General features: G+C 72.1%; 15 protein-coding genes and 2 tRNA genes. 4 read left to right on the top strand and 13 right to left on the bottom strand.

Annotated features, from left to right (window positions below; all coding sequences use genetic code 11):
- Nucleotides 1-126 precede the first annotated feature (126 nt).
- From ACFVXG_RS39215 to ACFVXG_RS39200, 4 genes are all read right to left on the bottom strand, one after another.
- Nucleotides 127-789 (bottom strand): ATP-dependent Clp protease proteolytic subunit, encoded by a 663-nt coding sequence (locus ACFVXG_RS39215; protein WP_350886164.1) that lies wholly within the window; start codon nucleotides 787-789, stop codon nucleotides 127-129.
- A 56-nt stretch (nucleotides 790-845) separates the two neighbouring features.
- Nucleotides 846-1,460, bottom strand: a complete 615-nt coding sequence (locus ACFVXG_RS39210) for an ATP-dependent Clp protease proteolytic subunit (RefSeq protein ID WP_329931219.1) — start codon at nucleotides 1,458-1,460, stop codon at nucleotides 846-848.
- A 279-nt stretch (nucleotides 1,461-1,739) separates the two neighbouring features.
- Complete coding sequence (gene tig / locus ACFVXG_RS39205) at nucleotides 1,740-3,128, bottom strand: trigger factor (protein ID WP_387934883.1); 1,389 nt, start codon at nucleotides 3,126-3,128, stop codon at nucleotides 1,740-1,742.
- A 295-nt stretch (nucleotides 3,129-3,423) separates the two neighbouring features.
- Nucleotides 3,424-3,497 (bottom strand) — tRNA-Pro (locus ACFVXG_RS39200).
- Between the two features lie 169 nt (nucleotides 3,498-3,666).
- Between ACFVXG_RS39200 and ACFVXG_RS39195 the strand changes: the two genes are divergently transcribed.
- A tRNA-Gly gene (locus ACFVXG_RS39195) sits at nucleotides 3,667-3,737 on the top strand.
- Between the two features lie 65 nt (nucleotides 3,738-3,802).
- Here the strand turns inward: ACFVXG_RS39195 and ACFVXG_RS39190 are convergent.
- Nucleotides 3,803-4,363: a hypothetical protein gene (locus ACFVXG_RS39190; protein ID WP_387934881.1), complete on the bottom strand. Its 561-nt coding sequence runs from the start codon at nucleotides 4,361-4,363 to the stop codon at nucleotides 3,803-3,805.
- A 190-nt stretch (nucleotides 4,364-4,553) separates the two neighbouring features.
- On the opposite strand from ACFVXG_RS39190, the gene ACFVXG_RS39185 reads away from it, so the two are divergent.
- The gene (locus ACFVXG_RS39185; RefSeq protein ID WP_387934879.1) at nucleotides 4,554-5,348 is read left to right on the top strand and encodes a DUF6348 family protein; all 795 of its coding nucleotides are present in this window, start codon (nucleotides 4,554-4,556) and stop codon (nucleotides 5,346-5,348) included.
- Nucleotides 5,349-5,413: 65 nt separating this feature from the next.
- Here the strand turns inward: ACFVXG_RS39185 and ACFVXG_RS39180 are convergent, their stop codons facing one another.
- The 4 genes from ACFVXG_RS39180 to ACFVXG_RS39165 form a co-directional block, all read right to left on the bottom strand.
- A complete protein-coding gene (locus tag ACFVXG_RS39180) occupies nucleotides 5,414-5,611 on the bottom strand; it encodes a hypothetical protein (protein WP_188304780.1) in 198 nt (65 codons plus the stop codon).
- Between the two features lie 490 nt (nucleotides 5,612-6,101).
- Nucleotides 6,102-7,328 carry a PP2C family protein-serine/threonine phosphatase gene (locus tag ACFVXG_RS39175; protein WP_387934877.1) on the bottom strand — a complete coding sequence of 409 codons (1,227 nt, stop codon included), beginning with the start codon at nucleotides 7,326-7,328 and terminating at the stop codon, nucleotides 6,102-6,104.
- Nucleotides 7,329-7,644: 316 nt separating this feature from the next.
- On the bottom strand, nucleotides 7,645-8,130 hold the full coding sequence (locus ACFVXG_RS39170; RefSeq protein ID WP_350505461.1) for a ribose-5-phosphate isomerase: 486 nt from the start codon (nucleotides 8,128-8,130) through the stop codon (nucleotides 7,645-7,647).
- 54 nt (nucleotides 8,131-8,184) lie between these two features.
- On the bottom strand, nucleotides 8,185-8,784 hold the full coding sequence (locus ACFVXG_RS39165) for a biotin transporter BioY (RefSeq protein WP_387934875.1): 600 nt from the start codon (nucleotides 8,782-8,784) through the stop codon (nucleotides 8,185-8,187).
- 266 nt (nucleotides 8,785-9,050) lie between these two features.
- On the opposite strand from ACFVXG_RS39165, the gene ACFVXG_RS39160 reads away from it, so the two are divergent.
- A complete protein-coding gene (locus ACFVXG_RS39160; RefSeq protein WP_387934873.1) occupies nucleotides 9,051-10,463 on the top strand; it encodes an amino acid permease in 1,413 nt (470 codons plus the stop codon).
- 255 nt (nucleotides 10,464-10,718) lie between these two features.
- Here ACFVXG_RS39160 and ACFVXG_RS39155 read toward each other — a convergent pair whose 3' ends face one another.
- Nucleotides 10,719-11,351, bottom strand: a complete 633-nt coding sequence (locus ACFVXG_RS39155; protein WP_387934872.1) for a DsbA family protein — start codon at nucleotides 11,349-11,351, stop codon at nucleotides 10,719-10,721.
- 229 nt (nucleotides 11,352-11,580) lie between these two features.
- On the opposite strand from ACFVXG_RS39155, the gene pepN reads away from it, so the two are divergent.
- Complete coding sequence (gene pepN, locus ACFVXG_RS39150; protein WP_387934870.1) at nucleotides 11,581-14,145, top strand: aminopeptidase N; 2,565 nt, start codon at nucleotides 11,581-11,583, stop codon at nucleotides 14,143-14,145.
- A 66-nt stretch (nucleotides 14,146-14,211) separates the two neighbouring features.
- On the opposite strand, the gene ACFVXG_RS39145 is transcribed toward pepN, so the two are convergent.
- The 3 genes from ACFVXG_RS39145 to acnA form a co-directional block, all read right to left on the bottom strand.
- A complete protein-coding gene (locus tag ACFVXG_RS39145; RefSeq protein WP_387934868.1) occupies nucleotides 14,212-14,841 on the bottom strand; it encodes a maleylpyruvate isomerase family mycothiol-dependent enzyme in 630 nt (209 codons plus the stop codon).
- A 74-nt stretch (nucleotides 14,842-14,915) separates the two neighbouring features.
- The gene (locus ACFVXG_RS39140; RefSeq protein ID WP_387934867.1) at nucleotides 14,916-16,226 is read right to left on the bottom strand and encodes a glycoside hydrolase family 18 protein; all 1,311 of its coding nucleotides are present in this window, start codon (nucleotides 16,224-16,226) and stop codon (nucleotides 14,916-14,918) included.
- Nucleotides 16,227-16,393: 167 nt separating this feature from the next.
- Nucleotides 16,394-19,054, bottom strand: a complete 2,661-nt coding sequence (gene acnA / locus ACFVXG_RS39135) for an aconitate hydratase AcnA (RefSeq protein ID WP_387934865.1) — start codon at nucleotides 19,052-19,054, stop codon at nucleotides 16,394-16,396.
- Between the last annotated feature and the right edge of the window lie 140 nt (nucleotides 19,055-19,194).

Genomic DNA, 19,194 nt, shown 5'->3' with positions numbered 1-19,194 from the left:
CCGCGCCGCGGGGCCGCCCCCCCCCCGGGGGCTATTTGCCCCCCCCCCGCGGCGGGGGCCGCCCCCGCCGCCGCGCGGGGGGGGGGCGCGCGCCGGGGCGCGCCCCCCCCCCCGACGGTGCCGGCCTCAGGAGGTCAGCGAGGTCTTGCGGGTGGAGATGATCTGGTCGACCAGACCGTACTCCAGGGCCTCCTCGGCGGTGAGGATCTTGTCGCGCTCGATGTCCTCGCGCACCTGCTCCACCGGCTTGTTGGAGTGCTTGGAGAGCATCTGCTCCAGCTGCTCGCGCATCCGGAAGATCTCCTTGGCCTGGATCTCCAGGTCGGACACCTGGCCGCGGCCGGTCTCGGTGTACGGCTGGTGGATCAGGATGCGGGCGTTCGGCAGCGCCATCCGCTTGCCGGGGGTGCCGGCGGCGAGCAGCACGGCCGCGGCGGAGGCCGCCTGGCCCATGCAGACCGTGGTGATGTCCGGCTTGACGTACTGCATGGTGTCGTAGATGGCCGTCAGGGCCGTGAACGAGCCGCCGGGCGAGTTGATGTACATCTGGATCTCGCGGTCCGGGTCCATCGACTCCAGGCACAGCAGCTGCGCCATGATGTCGTTCGCCGAGACGTCGTCGACCTGCGAGCCGAGGAAGATGATGCGCTCCTCGAACAGCTTGGCGTACGGGTCGTACTCGCGGATGCCCTGCGTGGTGCGCTCGACGAAGCGCGGGACGATGTAGCGACCCTCGGCGCGCATGTCCTCGACGCGGGCCTGGGCGGCCGACAGGCTGGGGATGTTCATGGGGGTTCTTGTCCTCCGGGGCGTTGTGGCTGTGGTCTCGTGGGCCGGGCCGAGGCTCAGGCGCCCGTGCCGCCGCCGCCGGGGACGTCCGCGGCGCTGTGCATGATCGCGTCGATGAGGCCGTACTCCAGGGCCTCCTCCGGGGTGAACCAGCGGTCGCGGTCGGAGTCCCGGGTGATCTGCTCGAAGGACTGGCCGCTGTGGAAGGCGATCAGCTCGGACATCCGCTTCTTGGTGCGGAGCAGCTGCTCGGCCTGGATGCGGATGTCCGTGGCGGAACCGCCGAGGCCCGCGGAGGGCTGGTGCATCAGGATGTTGGCGTTCGGCAGCGAGAAGCGCTTGCCCTTGGCGCCGGCGGTCAGCAGGAACTGACCCATCGAGGCCGCCATGCCCATCGCGATGGTGACGACGTCGTTCTTGATGTACTGCATGGTGTCGTAGATCGCCATGCCCGCCGAGATCGAGCCGCCCGGGGAGTTGATGTAGAGGAAGATGTCCTTCTCGGGATCGGCGGCCAGCAGCAGCAGCTGGGCGGTGATCTTGTTGGCGATGTCGTCGTCGACCTGCTGGCCGAGGAAGATGATCCGCTCGTTCAGCAGCCGGTTGTAGACCTGGTCGCCCAGGCCGCCGAGCACGTCACCAGAGGCGGCGTGCGGCGCCATCGGGCCCATCTGCATCTGCGGAAACGTCACTTAGCCACCTGCTCAGTCGATTTGGACGGTCGCCGGGCGGCCGTCACGGTGTCGCACAGCTTCCGGGTATCACGTCGTGATTGTTGCTGTCCAAGGACCCTAACGCGCAGGCCCGGCCGCAGAATCCCTCACGCAGAACTGTTCGCTGTGAGCGCAGGGTCGCGGGGGAGGCCGGAACGCGCGGCGGGGACGACAACGGGCCCGGACACCGTACGGCGTCCGGGCCCGTTGCAGCGCTTCAGGGGGCTACCGGGGCACTCAGGCCTCGGTGGTCTCCTCGGCGGCAGCCTCGGCGGGGGCCTCGACGGTCTCGGCCGTCTCGTCCTCGTCGTCGAAGTTGATCTCGTTGCCCTCGGTGTCGACGACCTTGGCGGCCTCGACCACGGTGGCCAGCGCCTTGCCGCGGGCGACCTCGCCGACCAGCAGCGGAACCTGGCCGCCCTGGACGACCTGCTGGGCGAACTGGTCCGGGGTGAGGCCGGAGCCGGCCGCACGGCGGATGAGGTGCTCGGTGAGCTCCTCCTGGTTAACACCCAGCTCTTCGTTCGCGACGATCTGGTCCAGGACGAACTGGGTCTTGATGCCCTTCTTCGCCTGCTCCTCGATCTCCGCGTCCCACTCCTCGCGGGTCTTGCCCTGGGTCTCCAGGTAGGTGGCGATGTCGAGGCCCATCGGCTCGAGCTGGTGGTGCTCGACGTTGTGCTTGCGGGTCTCGATCTCGTCCTTCAGGAGCTTCTCGGGGTACTCGATCTCAACCAGCGCGAGCAGGGCGTCGAGGACCTTCTCCTGGGCCTGGGTGGCCTGGTCGTACTCCTTCATGCGCTCCAGGCGCTTGCGGGAGTCGGCGCGCAGCTCCTCCAGGGTGTCGAACTCGCTGGCCAGCTGGGCGAACTCGTCGTCCAGCTCCGGCAGCTCCTTCTCCTGGACGGCGGTGACGGTGACGGTGACCTCGGAGGTCTTGCCCGCCTGGGTGCCACCCTTGAGCTCGGTCTCGAAGGTCTTCTCCGCGCCGGCCGACAGGCCGAGCACGGCCTCGTCGATGCCGTCGATGAGGCGGCCCGAGCCGATCTCGTAGCTGACGCCGGTGGCGGTGCCGTCCTCCGGCACCTCACCGTCGACCTTGGCGATCAGGTCGACGACCACGATGTCGCCCTCGGCGGCGGCGCGCTCGACGTCCTTGACCGAGGAGAAGCGCTCGCGCAGCTGCTCCAGGGACTTGTCGATGTCCTCGTCGGAGACGGCGATCGGGTCGACGGTCACCTCGATGGAGGAGAACTCCGGCAGGGTGATCTCCGGACGGATGTCCACCTCGGCGGTGAACTTCAGGTCACCGCCGTCGGCGATCTTCTCGACACCCTCGATGTTGGTGATGTCGGGCTGGCCGAGGACCTCGATCTTGCCCTCGTCGACGGCCTGCGTGTAGAAGCGCGGCAGGGCGTCGTTGACGGCCTCCTCCAGCACGGCACCACGGCCGAAGCGCTGGTCGATGACGCGAGCCGGGATCTTGCCCTTGCGGAAGCCCGGAACCGTGACCTGCTGGTTGATCTTCTTGTACGCCGCGTCGAGGCTGGGCTTGAGCTCCTCGAAGGGCACCTCGACGGTGAGTCGAACCCGGGTCGGGTTCAGAGTCTCGACGGCGCTCTTCACGGTTTGGTCTCCTATGGCTTGCGGTCAGGTTGTCTCCGCCCGTCCCGCACGCCCGGCCGGAGCCGGTACGGGTGGGTCGGACGAGACGGGCGATGGGCGCGGTTGGAGCTGCATCTCCCGTGTGGGTGGACGGTGAGCTTGACTCCTCGCCCTCGTGCGGTTGACCTGGGTTGACGCCACAGGGACTACCGCCAGCGCCCCATCCTACCGGTACCACGAAAGGCGGACGCCAGACGCCACCGTACCCCCGAACAGAACAGGGCCCCGCCCCGGTGGGCGAGACCCTGCCGCACTGTCGGGGTGACCGGATTCGAACCGACGGCCTTCCGCTCCCAAAGCGGACGCGCTACCAAACTGCGCCACACCCCGTGGTGCCGAGAGGAAGCGTACACGCCGGGCCTGTACGGCTCGTCGACTTATTCGGGGCGCGACGGGAGTACCCCGGAAGAGGGTGCGCGCGGAATGCGGTGTGCACAGGAGCGACCGGACCAGGTACGCTGTCTCCCGAACTTCCGGCCGGGAACGGCTGGGGGGTCGCGCGGGCGTAGCTCAATGGTAGAGCCCTAGTCTTCCAAACTAGTCACGCGAGTTCGATTCTCGTCGCCCGCTCTTCCGGTCCGGCCCCGGTGCGCAACAGCGCACCGGGGCCGTCGGCGTTCCCGGGGCCGTGCCGCTCAGAGCCCCAGCCGGGCGGCCCGGGCGGCGGCCCGGTCGAGCAGCTGGTGGACGTCGCCCTCCCGGGTGGTGGGGCGGTCGTTGTACTCGTCCGGGGAGCGCGCCGGGCGGCCGGTGGCGTGCAGCACCTCCATCAGCTGGACCCGGCCCGCCCGCACGGTCGCCGGGGTGCCGTAGCCGTACGCCAGGACGGCGGCCTGGGCGCCGAGCAGGCAGACCCGCCCGGCGCCGTCCCACATCGCGCCCTGCAGCCAGCCGTGCACGCCGATGTAGCGGGAGGCCAGCCGCAGGTGGTCGGCGGCGGTGACCGGGACGGGCCGGGCGGGACGGCGCAGCGCCCGGTCGAGCAGGGTGGCCCGGGGCTCCGGGTGGCCGGCCTGCCAGGGGCGCAGGGTGCTCCCGTAGCGGCAGACGTACGGCCCCGGGGTGCGAGCGGGGGCGGGCAGCGAGGCGAGGTAGGCCTCGACCTCGGCGACCAGGCCGGAGCCGTCCGGGCCCGCCAGCAGGTCCGCGAGTACGGTCGGGTGCGGCGCGGGGGGCGTCGGGGCGGTGCGGGCCATGCGGGCTCTCCAGGCGGGCGGCGGGCGGGTTCCGCTCACCAAACTGGGGCATCACGGACATTTCCGCGACCGCAGGGAGAAGCCGTCCGCACGGTTTCCCGCACGGCGGTCTGGCCGATAGCCTCGGCGGCGTTCGAGCGCAGTTCGAGCGCCACCCCTGGCGCCGCGCTCCCGAGGTGGAGGAGTCCCGGTGGGTCCGCAGGAGCGACTGGCGGTCATACAGCGCTGTGTGGTCCGGGAGATGGCGCGGCTGGGCCAGGACTTCCACCCGGACGGCGAGGTGGTGCGCGGCCCCGGGACCACCGCGGTGGCGGTGCGCGAGCACCCCGGGGAGGACGGCGGCGCCGGGCACGTGGACCTCGGCTTCGTGCTGCAGCTCGGCCGGGCGGACGCCCCGGTGGTGTGGGACTGCGCGCCCGGCCTCGGCAAGACCGAGGAGGAGAAGCTCGCGAACGCGGTGAAGATGTGGGCGACCACCACCGCCTCGGTGCTGGTCGAACTGGCGGACGGGCGCGGGGTGCACGCCGACCGCCCCGACCTGCCCGAACTCCCGGGCTGGCGGGCGGTGCAGGGGCCGGCGGCGGTGTTCGGCTTCGGCAACGAGCACCTGGCGGCCTGGCTCGCCGAGCACCGGGTGCTGCCCGCGCTGGCGCCTGCGCTCGGCCGGGAGCTGGCCGGGCCGGGGCCGGTCGGGGTGAAGCTCTTCCTGGGCGGGAAGGCGGGGGACGACGTCGCCGAGGTCCGGGTGGGCGGCGAGGTGTCGGAGGCGGCCTCCGCGGCGCTGCGCGCGCTGGACTGGCCGCGCGGCGAACGGCTGTGCTGGGCGCGGCTGTTCGTACTGCTGACGGCGGAGCGGGCCGCACCGGTCACGGCCGCGCCGACGGGCGCCCCGGCGCCCGCGCCGGTGCGTGCCGCGGCCCCGGCGGCGGCGCGCCCCCGGGGTCTGTTCGCCCGCTGGCGGGAGGCCCGGCGGGCCGGCCGGTAGCTGCCACTCGCCCGCTCGCCCCGAACCGGAGGGGTGGGCGGGAGCCGTCCGTCGGCCCGGCCGGGTCAGCCCCCGGTGATGCTCGAGATGCTGTGCGCCAGGTTGGCCAGCAGGGAGTTGATCGAGGTTGCCATCGTGGTCTCGTGCAGCATGAAGCCGAACAGGGCGGCGACGATCGCGTGCGGGATCTTCAGCTGCTTGTTCCGGATGAAGATGATGCACAGGATCGCGAACAGGACCAGCGCGGAGACGGAGAGTGCCACCCGGACTCACTTCCTCGTTTCATAGCGTGGTGCCGCCGCCCGGCGGCACCTGCGAAGCCGGACCCCGGCTTGTCCGACGGTCCCGAGGCGGAATCGCGGACCGTCCGGCGAAGCGCCGGCGAGGGAGTACGCGTCGGCCCGCTGTCTGGTGTGCCGCACGTGTCGCCCCCAATCCCCCGAATCCTGAACAGTCCCGCCCGGACTCAGTGTGGTCGACCGTGCCGATTGCGTAAAGGTCTGACAGTCAGCCCAACGCCGACATCCTGCGATGCGAGACGAGTTTCCGCCGACCGGGACGATAGCGGAGCCGTTCTGACGAATCGTCGGCGGGGCGGTGCTGAGCGGCCGGGAAACGCCCGGGGGCGGGGAACGGAAGCCGCAGATCCGCTCAGCCGACGGGGCGTCCGATATGGCTGAAGATCAGCTGCCAGGCTTGACACGAGGGCACTGCCGGTGGCACATGCGCCCGTGGCACGTGACGCCGACCTTCTCAGTCGCGCCAGAGGAGCAGGACGGCGCGGTCGTCGTTGATGTCCCGGGCGACCGTCTCGATCAGCGCGGCCGCCGCGCCCGCGCCGCCGCCCCGGGCGCCGCCGGGGACCAGCCGGTCGGCCTCCCCCATCAGCCGGTCCATGCCCTCGGCGAGGTCCCGGCCGGGTGCCTCGACCATGCCGTCGGTGCACAGCATCAGCACGTCGCCCCGGTTCAGCCGGCCGCGCACGCCGTCGAACTTGGCGCCGTCGTAGATCCCGAGCAGCGGGCCCTCGGCCTCCTTGACCTCCCAGCGCCCCTCGCCGGCCAGCCGCTGCATGCCGGGCAGGTGCCCGGCCGAGAGCAGTTCGTACTCGCCGGTGTCCAGGTCCAGCACCAGGTGGACGGCGGTGGCGAAGCCCTCCTCCCAGGACTGGCGGAGCAGGTAGCCGTTGGCGGCGGGCAGGAAGTCGTGCGCGGGCAGCGAGCCGACCAGGCCGCCGAAGGCGCCGGACAGCAGCAGCGCCCGCGAGCCCGCGTCCATGCCCTTGCCGGAGACGTCCGCGAGGACGACCTCCAGCAGCCGCTGGCCGGGGCCGGTGCGGGCGGCCACCACGAAGTCGCCGGAGAAGGACTGGCCGCCGGCCGGGCGCAGCGCCATGTCCGCGTGCCAGCCGGTCGGCAGCTCGGGCACCCGGCTCTGCACCCGCAGCCGCTCGCGCAGGTCGAACAGCATGGTGGAGCCGCCCCACCAGGGGACGCCGACCCGGGCCCGGAACTGGGCCAGCAGCAGGCCGCCCACCCCGGCGGCGCCGACCACCAGGGCCGCGCCGGGGGTCACGCCGTAGACGTAGGCCTCCGGGTTGTCGCTGGCGACCCGCTGGCCGGTGTGGATCACGGACTCGGCGGACAGGCCGAGGGCGGCCAGCGCGTAGAGCACCACCAGGCTGCCGGGGCGCAGCAGCAGGGCGCCGGCCAGGATCGGCAGGACCAGGGCGGTGGGCGGGGCCCAGTCCGGGATCCAGATGTTGAGCAGGATCATCAGCGGGACGAGCAGGGCCAGCGCGCAGAGCACCGGCCAGTCGGCGGCGCCGCCGCGGAAGTAGTCGACACCGGCCGTGCGCAGCTTTCGGCGGGCCCGGCGGAGCCTCTTGCGCAGCCGGGCCGTCACGGGGTCGGACGCCGGGGCGGCGCCGGGCCTCGTCGCAGTCGTCTGGGGCGGTTCGCCCGGCGGTCTGCCAGCCATGGGGCCCGACCCTATCCACGGGTGCGGCCCGGCGTCGACGGTCCGGGGGCGGGCGGCGGCCCCGGCGCGCGGACCGCTCAGCGGGTTTCGGCCGATCGGGCCGGTGGCGGGCGCGCCGTCAGGAGGCGTGCGCCGGTTGAACATACGGAGCCCGCAGGTGGCGCGTGCGCCCCGCGTGCGGGGGTACGGGGTGCGCGGGGTGCTGTGGCCGATGCCACAGGTGCCGCCGGTGCCGGGGGCGGCGCGAGCGACGACGGCCGACCGCACGGGAGGGTGCGGCCGGCCGTCGGCACGGAGGAACGGGTGGGTGGGTGGATCAGCCCTGGGGGTGGTGGGCCGGGATCGGCGGGAGCTCGCCGGTGGTCTCGTACTCGCTCAGCATCTCGATCCGTCGGGTGTGCCGGGCCTCGCCGCTGTACGGGGTGTTGAGGAAGACCTCGACGAACTTGGTGGCCTCGTCCTCGGTGTGCATCCGCCCGCCGATGGAGATCACGTTGGCGTTGTTGTGCTGACGGCCGAGCTCGGCGGTCTGCACGCTCCAGGCCAGCGCCGCACGGACGCCCTTGACCTTGTTGGCGGCGATCGCCTCGCCGTTGCCCGAGCCGCCGATCACGATGCCGAGGGCGTCCGCGTCGGCCGCGGTGCGCTCGGCGGCGCGCAGGCAGAACGGCGGGTAGTCGTCCTCGGCGTCGTAGATGTGCGGCCCGCAGTCGACCGGCTCGTGGCCGGCCCCCTTGAGCCACTCCACAAGGTGGTTCTTCAGTTCGTATCCGGCATGGTCGGAGCCCAGGTACACGCGCATGCCATGAGTGTGGCATGCGGGTGCGCCCGGGCCCGACAACGGGGGGCCGGGGTCTCAGCGGCGGCCGAGCAGCTTCCAGGCGAGCGGCAGCGCGCCGGCGGCGAAGGCGGCCTTGAGCGCGTCGCCGACCAGGTACGGGTAGAGGCCCAGCTCGGCGGCGCGGGCGAGCGGGACGTGCAGGCTGAACGCCAGGTACGGGACGCCGACGGCGTAGATGGCGAGGCTGCCGAGGACCATGGTGACGGCGGTGTTCACCGGGGAGCGGTCGGCCCCGCGGCGGGCCAGCGCGCCGGTCAGGGCGGCGGCGAGGACGAAGCCCAGCACGTAGCCGAGGGAGGGCATCGCCCAGCCGGAGGTGCCCTCGGCGAACCAGGGCAGGCCGGCCATGCCGGCCAGCAGGTAGAGCGCGAGCGAGGCGACGCCGCGGCGGGCGCCGAGCGCGGTGCCGACCAGCAGGGCGGCGAAGGTCTGGCCGGTGACCGGCACGGGCGAGCCGGGGACGTTGACCGACAGCTGGGCGGCCACGCCGGTCAGCGCGGCGCCGCCGACCACCAGGGCCAGGTCGCGGACCTGGGCGCCGAGGCGGGTCGAGGCGGTGGGCAGCAGGTCGGCGAGGACGGCGCGGCGCGCTATCGGGGTGGTGGCAGTGGCCATCGGTGGCTCCTCCGTGGGGTCCAGGTGAGTGAACACCTGTGAACCTACGTGGTGATCCACTGCGCCGATGCCACGGTTTCGGACAAAGCCCCGCCCGTGAAGCTTGTCGGAACCGGCTCCCGGCGACGGCCCGTCAACCCACCGCCACGTACGGTCACCACCCGGTCCGCATGGTGGGCCCACGGCGGAGATCGTTGGCATGAGCAGCGGGCGCCTCGGATATTGGACAGCTCATGCCGCATTCCGCACAGTCTGGATCCACCCCTATGGCCCCCACCTCCGCGCCCACGGCGCCCGGGACCACCGAGGCTCCCCCGCCGTCCGGTGGCCAGCAGCTCAGCCACGGGCTCAAGCAGCGCCACCTGTCGATGATCGCCCTCGGCGGCGTCATCGGCGCGGGCCTGTTCGTGGGCTCCGGCGCCGGCATCGCGGCCGCCGGGCCGGCGATCATCCTCGCCTTCACCCTCTCCGGCCTGCTGGTCATGCTGATCATGCGGATGCTCGGCGAGATGTCCGCCGCCCGCCCGGCCTCCGGCTCCTTCTCGGTGCACGCCGAGAAGGAGATCGGCCCCTGGGCCGGGATCACGGCCGGCTGGATGTACTGGGTGATGCTCTGCTGCGGCGTCGCCGCCGAGGCCACCGCCGCCGGGAAGATCGTCAACGGCTGGATACCCGGGGTCTCCTCCTGGGTCTGGGTCGCGCTGTTCATGGTCTTCTTCTGCGCCAGCAACCTCACCGCGGTGAAGAACTTCGGCGAGTTCGAGTTCTGGTTCGCCACCGTCAAGGTCGCCGCGATCATCGCCTTCCTGGTCATCGGCGGACTCGGCGTCGCCGGCGTGATCGGCCCCGGCGCCCCCGGTGCCACCAACCTCACCGGCCAGGGCGGCTTCCTGCCCACCGGCGTCAGCGGGCTGATCGTCGGCCTGCTCGCCTCGGTCTTCGCGTACGGCGGCCTGGAGACGGTCACCATCGCCGCGGCCGAGTCCGACGACCCCAAGCGGAACGTCGCCAACGCGGTGCGCACCGCCGTGTGGCGGATCGCGATCTTCTACATCGGCTCGATGGCCCTGGTGGTCACCCTGGTCTCCTGGAAGGACCCGGCGGTCGTCGCCGACGGCCCGTACGTCACCGTGCTGCGCCACCTCGGGGTGCCCGGGGCCGGGACGATCATGGAGGCGGTGGTGCTGATCGCGCTGCTGTCCGCGATGAACGCCAACATCTACGGCGCCTCCCGGATGGCGTACTCGCTGGTCGGCCGCGGCCAGGGCCCCAAGGCGCTGGCCAAGGTCTCCGGCGGGGTGCCCCGCCGGGCCGTGCTGGTCTCCTGCCTGTTCGGCTTCGGCGCCGTGCTCGCCGCCAAGTTCTGGCCGGACACCGTGTTCACCTGGCTGATGAACACCACCGGCGTCGCGATCCTGGTGGTCTGGCTGTTCATCTGCATCGTCCAGCTGCGGATGCGCCGCCGGCTGGAGCGCGAGACGCCCGAGCTGCTCACCGTCAAGATGTGGGGCTACCCGTACCTGACCTGGGTCGCGCTGGCCGCCGTGGCCGGCATCCTCGCGCTGATGACCACCACCGAGGGCAACCGCCAGCAGCTGTACGCGGCCGGGGTGCTGGTCGCGCTGCTCATCGCGGCCGGGCTGCTCAAGCAGCGGCGGGACGCGGCCGCCGCCCGTTAGGGCGTGTCTGACAATTCGCGTCGGATCAGCGCGCGGCGTTGGGGTGCGTGCATCGCAAGGCGGAGGAGGGAGTCCATGCGGAGCATCGGCGACCGACGACAACGCGGCGAGGTGCGTGCCCCGGCGTCGCGCGCCCGGCGGGAATTGTCAGACACGCCCTAGGCACGACGCGGAAGGGCCCGGTACCGATGGTCGGTACCGGGCCCTTCCGCGTGCCGGGCCTTCCGTGTGCCGGGGGCTACGGCGTGCCGGGGCCTACTCGAAGGACGGGCCCGCCGTCCGGGTGCGCTTGATCTCGTAGAAGCCCGGGGTGGAGGCCACCAGCAGGGTGCCGTCCCACAGCCGGGCCGCGGCCTCGCCCTTGGGGGCCGGGGTGACCACCGGGCCGAAGAAGGCGACCCGGTCGCCGTCCGCGCCCTCGACCGCGATCACCGGGGTGCCGACGTCCTCGCCGACCAGGGTGATGCCCTCCTTGTGGGAGGCGCGCAGGGCCTCGTCGTACGCGTCGGTGTCCGCCGCGTCCGCCAGGTCGGCCGGCAGGCCGGCGGCCACCAGGGCGGCCTGGATCGTCTCCCGGTTCTGCGGCAGGCCCTGGTTGTGGAAGCGCAGGCCCAGCTCGGTGTAGAGCCGGCCCAGCACCTCCTCGCCGTGCTGCTGGGCGGCCGCGATGCACACCCGCACCGCGCCCCAGGCGTTGTCCAGCAGCTCGCGGTAGTTCTGCGGCAGGTCGCGGTGCTCGTTCAGCACCGACAGGCTCATCACGTGCCAGTTCACGTCGACCGGGCGCAGCTGCTGGACCTCGATCAGCCAGCGGGACGTCATCCACGCCCACGGGCAGGCCGGATCGAACCAGAAGTCGGCGGTCTTGCGCTCAGCGGCAGTCGTCACTGGGTCTCGTCCTTCGTGAGGTGTTTCCGAGGCGGCGGGGCATCGCCCCACCCGAACCCCAACACCCGCCCGCCGCCGCTGATTCCGGCCCCGGCGCGGCGGCCTGTGCAATGGTACCGGCCGGGGCGGGCGTGAAAGGATGCCCCTGCGTGCACGGCCCACAGTCCGCGCACGGAGCCACAGCATCCACCCACGCACCACCGTGCGGGCCGGACAAAGGAGTACCGCCGTGCCGGGCAAGAACCTGAGCCGCGAGGAAGCACAGCAGCGAGCCGGCATCCTGGCCGTCGACGGCTACGACGTCCGGCTGGACGTGACCTCGGCCCCCGACCCGGCCGCCGCGACCTTCCGCTCCACCACCACCCTCGCCTTCCGCTGCACCCAGCCCGGCGCCGCCACCTTCCTCGACCTGCTGGCCACCGCCGTCCACGCGGTCACCCTCAACGGCCGCGCCCTGGACCCGGCCACCGCCTACGACGGCGCCCGGGTGCACGTCGACGGGCTGGCCGCCGAGAACGTCCTCACCGTCGAGGCGGACTGCGCCTACAGCCGCACCGGCGAGGGCCTGCACCGCTTCGTCGACCCGGCGGACGGCGAGACCTACCTCTACACCCACTACGAGCCGGCCGACGCCCGCCGGGTGTTCGCGACCTTCGAACAGCCCGACCTCAAGGCCCCGTTCACCTTCACGGTGACCGCCCCGGCCGCCTGGGACGTGCGCTCCAACGCCGTGCACGAGAACGTGACCGCCGAAGGCGACGCCCGCACCTGGGAGTTCGCGCCCACCAAGCCGATCTCCACCTACCTCACCGCCGTCGTGGCCGGCCCGTACCACGTCGCCACCGACCACTACAGCCGCGAACTCGCCGACGGCACCACCCTGGAGATCCCGCTCTCCGCGCTCTGCCGCCGCTCGCTCGCCCCGCACTTCGACGCGGAGGAGATCCTCGGCGTCACCAAGCTCGGACTCGACTTCTTCCACGAGGAGTTCGACTTCCCGTACCCCTTCGGCAAGTACGACCAGGCCTTCGTCCCCGAGTACAACATCGGCGCGATGGAGAACCCGGGCTGCGTGACCTTCAAGGAGGAGTTCGTCTTCCGCTCGAAGGTCACCGACGCCGCCTACGAGTCCCGCGCCAACGTCGTGCTGCACGAGATGGCCCACATGTGGTTCGGCGACCTGGTCACCCCGCGCTGGTGGGACGACCTGTGGCTGAAGGAGTCCTTCGCCGACTTCATGGGCTCCTACGCCCTGATCGGCGCCCGCACCCGGTACTCCTCCGCCTGGGTCACCTTCGCCAACCAGCGCAAGGCCTGGGCCTACCGGCAGGACCAGTTCCCCACCACCCACCCGATCACCGCCGACATCCGCGACCTCGAGGACGCCAAGCTCAACTTCGACGGCATCACCTACGCCAAGGGCGCCTCCGTCCTCAAGCAGCTGGTCGCCTACGTCGGTTCGGAGGCCTTCTTCGAGGGCGCCCGCCGCTACTTCAAGCGGCACGCCTTCGGCAACACCGAACTGGGCGACCTGCTGGGCGTGCTGGAGGAGACCAGCGGGCGCGACCTGAAGAGCTGGGCCGCCGCCTGGCTGCAGACCGCCGGCGTCAACGCGCTCACCCCGCAGGTCACCACCGACGCCGAGGGCCGGATCACCGAACTCGCCGTCCTCCAGGACGGCGACGTACTCCGCCCGCACCGGATCGCGATCGGCCTGTACGACCGGGACTCCGACGGCGCCCTGCTGCGCACCGAGCGGATCGAGCTGGACGTCACCGGCGCCCGCACCGTCGTCGCCGAGGCCGTCGGCCGTCGGCGCCCGGACCTGGTCCTGCTCAACGACGAGGACCTGACCTACTGCAAGATCCGCTTCGACGCCGACTCGCTGGAGACCCTGCGCACCGGCCTCGGCGACATCCGCGACGAGCTGGCCCGGGCGCTCGCCTGGTCCGCGGTCTGGAACCTCACCCGGGACGGCCTGATGCCGGCCCGCGACTACGTCGCCCTGGTGCTGCGCTTCGCCGGCCAGGAGGGCAACATCGGCGTGCTGCAGTCGCTGCACGCCCAGTCCAAGACCGCCGTCGACCTGTACGCCGCCCCCGAGTGGCGCGCCGAGGGCGCCCGCCGACTCGCCGACGGCGCCCTGCGCGAGCTGCGCGAGGCCGTCCCCGGCAGCGACCACCAGCTCGCCTGGGCCCGCTTCCTGGCCCAGACCGCGGGCGGCGCCGAGCACCTCGGCCTGGTCCGCGGCCTGCTCGCCGGCAGCGCCCGGATCGACGGCCTGGAGGTCGACCAGGAGCTGCGCTGGTCGCTGTGGCTGGCCCTGGCCGCCGCCGGGCAGGCCGGCGACGAGGAGCTCGCCGGCGAACTGGCCGCCGACAACACCGCCGGCGGCAAGCGCCAGTACACCCAGTGCCTGGCCGCCCGGCCCACCCCGGAGGCCAAGGCCGCCGCCTGGTCGGCCGTGATCGACTCGGACGAGCTGCCCAGCGCCCTGGTCGAGGCCAACAGCGCGGGCTTCGCCATCCCCGCCCAGCGCGACCTCACCGCCCTCTACGCGGCGCCGTACTTCAAGCTGCTGGAGCGGGTCTGGGCCGAGCGGACCATCGAGATCGCGATGCGGATCGTCGGCGGCTTCTTCCCGATCGCCCAGACCGACGCGCAGACCCTGGCCGAGGCCGACGCCTGGCTGGACGGCCACCCGCAGGCCGCGCCGGCGCTGCGCCGCCTGGTGCTGGAGCGCCGGGACGACCTGGCCCGCGCCCTGCGGGCACAGGCCTGCGACCAGGCCTGACGCGACCGCACTGGGGCCCGCCGGATCCGTTCCGGCGGGCCCCGGCGTCGTCCACGGCGGCGGCCTTCAGTCGCGCGCCGCCAGCGTCGGCAGGCCCTCCCCGCCGAGTTCGACATGGGAGCTGCGACGGCCGGTGACCGCCAGCAGCAGCGCCAGCACCGGACCGCTCACCTCGGGGCCGGTGCCCGCCGACCAGTCCACGTCGGTGGCCCGCAGCCTCAACCCGGCCACCCGCCGCTTGCCGCCCACGATCAGGTTGGAGCGCCGGTAGAAGTCGGCGAGCCGGGTCAGCGCCTCCGGCGGGTACGCGCGGACGATGCCGAGCGGACGCCGGATGTCCTCGGCGTGCACCACCGTCTCCCCCAGCCAGCTGTCCAGCGGGCCCGGCGGGTGGCTGACCGATTCCAGCTGCGCCCGGAAGGCCGTGAGGGTGTCGGCGGGCGTCCCGGCGGTCAGCTCGGCGATCTCGCGGGCGGTCATCGTCTCGAAGCGGAAGCCGGAGCCCGCCAGCTTGCGGAAGAAGCCCGGCGGGGTCATCCGGGCCGTCGCCGTCATGTGCGCCAGGGTGTCCCGCACGCTGCGCCCGGCGCACAGCGAGGGGGTCTCCCACTGCCCCGGGGTGAGGCCCTCCACGTCGGCGAGCAGGGCGCGCCGCTCGCGGTGGATCGTCCCCCAGGTGCCCGCTGTCGTCGCCATGGTTCCGTGGTACTACGGCGGCCGCCGGGCCGCACCTCCGAGCGGAGGCGCGGCCCGGCGGCCCGGTGCAGGGGTCAGTCCCGGCGCAGGCCGCGGTCCAGGGCGGCGATCGCGCTGCCCCTGGCGTCGTCGCCGTCCAGCGACCAGACCATCACCCCGGCCAGGTCGTTCCAGCGCGCGTAGCGGGCCTTCTCGGTGAGCACCTCGGCGGTGTCGTAGCTGTAGAAGGTGGTGCCGTCGTACTTCCAGGACGCGCCGTGGTCGCGGTCCACGTACACCCGGCCGGGCAGCGCGTTGAGCTCGGCGTAGGTGTGGTCGGGGGCGGCGGCGCCGGCGCTCTGGTAGAGGCCGCCGCGCTTGCCGGGGGCGACGCCGGTCCAGCCGTGGCCGTAGAGCGGGGCGCCGAGGACGAGCTGCTCGGAGGGCAGGCCGCGGTCCTGGTAGTGGGTGACGGCGCTGTCCGCGGAGCGCTGCCGGGCGTCCGGGTCGGCCGGGTCGGAGTAGAGGTTGGCCTGGTGGTTCGCCGGGCCCTTGCCCTCCCAGGGGCCGTGCAGGTCGTAGGTCATCAGGTTGAGCCAGTCCACCGGCCGGCTCAGCTCGGGCAGTTCGAGCCGGTCGGCGACCGTCTCGTTGGCGGCGACGGCGGCGGTGAGCAGGTAGTGCTTGCCCTTCCGGCCGCTCAGCGCGTCGAGTTGGCGGCGGAACTCGGCCATCAGCAGGGTGTAGTTGCGGCCGTCCTCGGGGCGGACGACGTTGCCGGCGTCCCCGCCGCCGCCCGGGTACTCCCAGTCGATGTCGATGCCGTCGAAGACCCCGGCGGCCGCGCCCGCGCCGCCCTCCGGGGAGCCGGCCAGGACCGGGAGGTCGCCCTTGAGGTAGAGGTCGATGCAGGAGGAGACGAACTTCTCGCGGGCGGCGTCGGTGGCGGCCGCGTCCGAGAAGTACTTGGACCAGCTCCAGCCGCCCAGCGAGATGACCGTGCGCAGCTGCGGGTTCTTCGCCTTGAGCTTGCGCAGCTGGTTGAAGTGGCCCTTGAGCGGCTGGCCCGGGGCGTCGGCGACGCCGTCCACCGAGTCGGCGGCGGAGAAGGGGCGTTGGTAGTCGTCGTGGGCGTCGCCCTGGCCGGAGTCGTTGCTCTCGAAGCAGGTGCCGTCCGCGGAGACGTTGCCGAAGGCGTAGTTGACGACGGTGAGCTTGGCGGCCTGGCCGGAGTCCTGGACCCGCTTGGCGGAGCTGTCGGCGCCCCACTGGGTGAAGTAGCCGACCCGCTGGCCCTTCAGCCCGGGCCCGTGGTGGCCGCTCTCCGCGGCGTTCGCGGCGGTGGGGGCGACGAGCAGGGCGGCGACGGTGGTGGCGGCGAGCAGCGCTGAGGCGCGAGTGGGCATACCGGACCCGTTCTCTGAGGCGGCGTCAAATGGTCTGGACCAGATGGCACAGAGGTTTAGTCCATCGACGGCCGGCCGCACAAGGGGGCGTCGGGAAACGGCGCAGCATGCAGAAGGGGGCCGGACCGCGGTGTGCGGTCCGGCCCCTTCAGGCGCTAGCGCGGAGCTCAGCCGATGAGCGAGCGCAGCACGTACTGCAGGATGCCGCCGTTGCGGTAGTAGTCCGCCTCACCGGGGGTGTCGATGCGGACGACCGCGTCGAACTCCTTGCTGGTCCCGTCCGCGCCGACCGCCTTGACCTTGACGGTCTTCGGGGTGCGGCCCTCGTTGAGCTCGGTCACGCCGGTGAAGGAGAAGGTCTCCTCGCCGGTCAGGCCGAGGGACTCGGCGTTCTCGCCCTCCGGGAACTGCAGCGGGAGGACGCCCATGCCGATCAGGTTCGAGCGGTGGATGCGCTCGTAGGACTCGGCGATGACGGCCTTGACGCCGAGCAGCGCGGTGCCCTTGGCGGCCCAGTCGCGGGACGAGCCGGAGCCGTACTCCTTGCCCGCCAGGACGACCAGCGGGACGCCGGCGGCCTGGTAGTTCTGCGAGGCGTCGTAGATGAACGACACCGGCGCGTCGGCCTGGGTGAAGTCGCGGGTGTAGCCGCCCTCGGTGCCCGGCGCGATCTGGTTGCGCAGGCGGATGTTGGCGAAGGTGCCGCGGATCATGACCTCGTGGTTGCCACGGCGCGAGCCGTAGGAGTTGAAGTCACGCTTCTCGACGCCGTTGGCGGTCAGGTACTGCGCCGCCGGGGTGCCCGGCTTGATGTTGCCGGCCGGGGAGATGTGGTCGGTGGTGACCGAGTCGCCCAGCTTGGCCAGGACGCGGGCGCCGGCGATGTCGCTCACCGGGCTCGGGGTCTTGGCCATGCCCTCGAAGTACGGGGGCTTGCGGACGTAGGTGGACTCGGCGTCCCACTCGAAGGTGTTGCCGGTCGGGACCGGGAGCGACTGCCAGCGGTAGTCGCCGGCGAAGACGTCCTGGTAGCCCTTGTCGAACATGGCCTCGTCGATGGAGCCGGCGACGGTCTCGGCGACCTCCTGCTCCGACGGCCAGATGTCGGCGAGGAAGACGTCGTTGCCGTCGGCGTCCTGACCCAGGGCGTCCTTGGTGATGTCGACGTTCATGTTGCCGGCGAGGGCGTAGGCGACCACCAGCGGCGGGGAGGCCAGGTAGTTCATCTTGACGTCGGGGTTGATCCGGCCCTCGAAGTTGCGGTTGCCGGAGAGCACCGAGACGACGGCCAGGTCGGCCTCGTTGACGGCGGCCGAGACCTCCTCGGGCAGCGGGCCCGAGTTGCCGATGCAGGTGACGCAGCCGTAGCCGACCAGGTTGAAGCCCAGCTTCTCCATGTACGGGAGCAGGCCGGCCTTCTCGTAGTAGTCCATGACGACCTTGGAGCCGGGCGCCAGGGTGGTCTTGACCCAGGGCTTGACGTGCAGGCCCTTCTCCACGGCCTTCTTCGCCAGCAGGGCGGCGCCCAGCATGACGGAGGGGTTGGAGGTGTTGGTGCAGGAGGTGATCGAGGCGATCACGACCGCGCCGTTGTCGATCTCGTAGGTCGAGCCGTCGGGGGCGGTGACGGCGGTCGGCTTCGAGGCCTCGGCGGAGTAGGTCGGCAGCGCCTCGGCGAACTTCTCGGCGGCCTCGGCCAGGATCACGCGGTCCTGCGGGCGCTTCGGGCCGGAGATCGACGGGACGACGGTGGAGACGTCCAGCTCCAGGTACTCCGAGTAGACCGGCTCGTGCGCCGGGTTGTGCCAGAGGCCCTGCTCCTTGGCGTACGCCTCGACCAGGGCGAGCTGCTGCGCGTCGCGGCCGGTGAGCTTCAGGTAGTTGATGGTCTCGGCGTCGATCGGGAAGATCGCGCAGGTCGAGCCGAACTCCGGCGACATGTTGCCGATGGTGGCGCGGTTGGCCAGCGGGATGGCGCCGATGCCGTCGCCGTAGAACTCGACGAACTTGCCGACCACACCGTGCTTGCGCAGCATCTCGGTGATGGTCAGGACCAGGTCGGTGGCGGTGGTGCCGGCCGGCAGCTCGCCGGTCAGCTTGAAGCCGACGACGCGCGGGATCAGCATGGAGACCGGCTGGCCGAGCATCGCGGCCTCGGCCTCGATGCCGCCGACGCCCCAGCCCAGCACGCCCAGGCCGTTGACCATGGTGGTGTGCGAGTCGGTGCCGACGCAGGTGTCCGGGTAGGCCTGGCCGCCGCGGACCATGACGGTGCGGGCCAGGTGCTCGATGTTCACCTGGTGGACGATGCCGGTGCCCGGCGGGACGACCTTGAACTCGTCGAAGGCGGTCTGGCCCCAGCGCAGGAACTGGTAGCGCTCCTTGTTGCGGCCGTACTCGATCTCGACGTTCTGGGTGAACGCGTCCTTGGTGCCGAACTTGTCGGCGATGACCGAGTGGTCGATGACCAGCTCGGCCGGGGCCAGCGGGTTGATCTTGGCCGGGTCGCCGCCCAGCTCCTTGACGGCCTCGCGCATGGTGGCCAGGTCGACCACGCACGGGACGCCGGTGAAGTCCTGCATGATCACGCGCGCGGGCGTGAACTGGATCTCCTGGCTCGGCTGGGCGTTCTCGTCCCAGTTGCCGAGCGCGCGGATGTGGTCGGCGGTGATGTTCGCGCCGTCCTCCGTGCGGAGCAGGTTCTCCAGCAGCACCTTGAGGCTGTAGGGCAGCCGCTCGGAACCCTCGACGGCGGAGAGCTTGAAGATCTCGTACGACTCGTCGCCCACCTGCAGCGAGCTGCGGGCTTCGAAGCTGTTCGCGGACACGACTGACTCCTTCTGGGTGCTTCGTGCGATATCCGGCCGCCACGCTGGTAAGGTCAGCCTTACTTAGGCTGGCCTCGCCGCATCGCCGGGCGCGCCCCTCGGCAAGTATCTTGATGTCGAGATATATCGTAAGGGGCAGT

Source organism: Kitasatospora sp. NPDC058162 (assembly GCF_042884005.1).
Classification (GTDB): domain Bacteria; phylum Actinomycetota; class Actinomycetes; order Streptomycetales; family Streptomycetaceae; genus Kitasatospora.
This window is presented reverse-complemented; position numbering and strand designations above follow the sequence as displayed.

Bases quoted from the DNA above. Each gene is read 5' to 3' on its own strand.
- ACFVXG_RS39140 (WP_387934867.1), bottom strand. From the start codon at position 16,226: ATGCCCACTCGCGCCTCAGCGCTGCTCGCCGCCACCACCGTCGCCGCC.
- ACFVXG_RS39175 (WP_387934877.1), bottom strand. From the start codon at position 7,328: ATGGCTGGCAGACCGCCGGGCGAACCGCCCCAGACGACTGCGACGAGG.
- ACFVXG_RS39215 (WP_350886164.1), bottom strand. From the start codon at position 789: ATGAACATCCCCAGCCTGTCGGCCGCCCAGGCCCGCGTCGAGGACATG.
- ACFVXG_RS39145 (WP_387934868.1), bottom strand. From the start codon at position 14,841: ATGGCGACGACAGCGGGCACCTGGGGGACGATCCACCGCGAGCGGCGC.
- ACFVXG_RS39165 (WP_387934875.1), bottom strand. From the start codon at position 8,784: ATGGCCACTGCCACCACCCCGATAGCGCGCCGCGCCGTCCTCGCCGAC.
- ACFVXG_RS39170 (WP_350505461.1), bottom strand. From the start codon at position 8,130: ATGCGCGTGTACCTGGGCTCCGACCATGCCGGATACGAACTGAAGAAC.
- ACFVXG_RS39190 (WP_387934881.1), bottom strand. From the start codon at position 4,363: ATGGCCCGCACCGCCCCGACGCCCCCCGCGCCGCACCCGACCGTACTC.
- ACFVXG_RS39160 (WP_387934873.1), top strand. From the start codon at position 9,051: ATGGCCCCCACCTCCGCGCCCACGGCGCCCGGGACCACCGAGGCTCCC.
- ACFVXG_RS39210 (WP_329931219.1), bottom strand. From the start codon at position 1,460: ATGGGCCCGATGGCGCCGCACGCCGCCTCTGGTGACGTGCTCGGCGGC.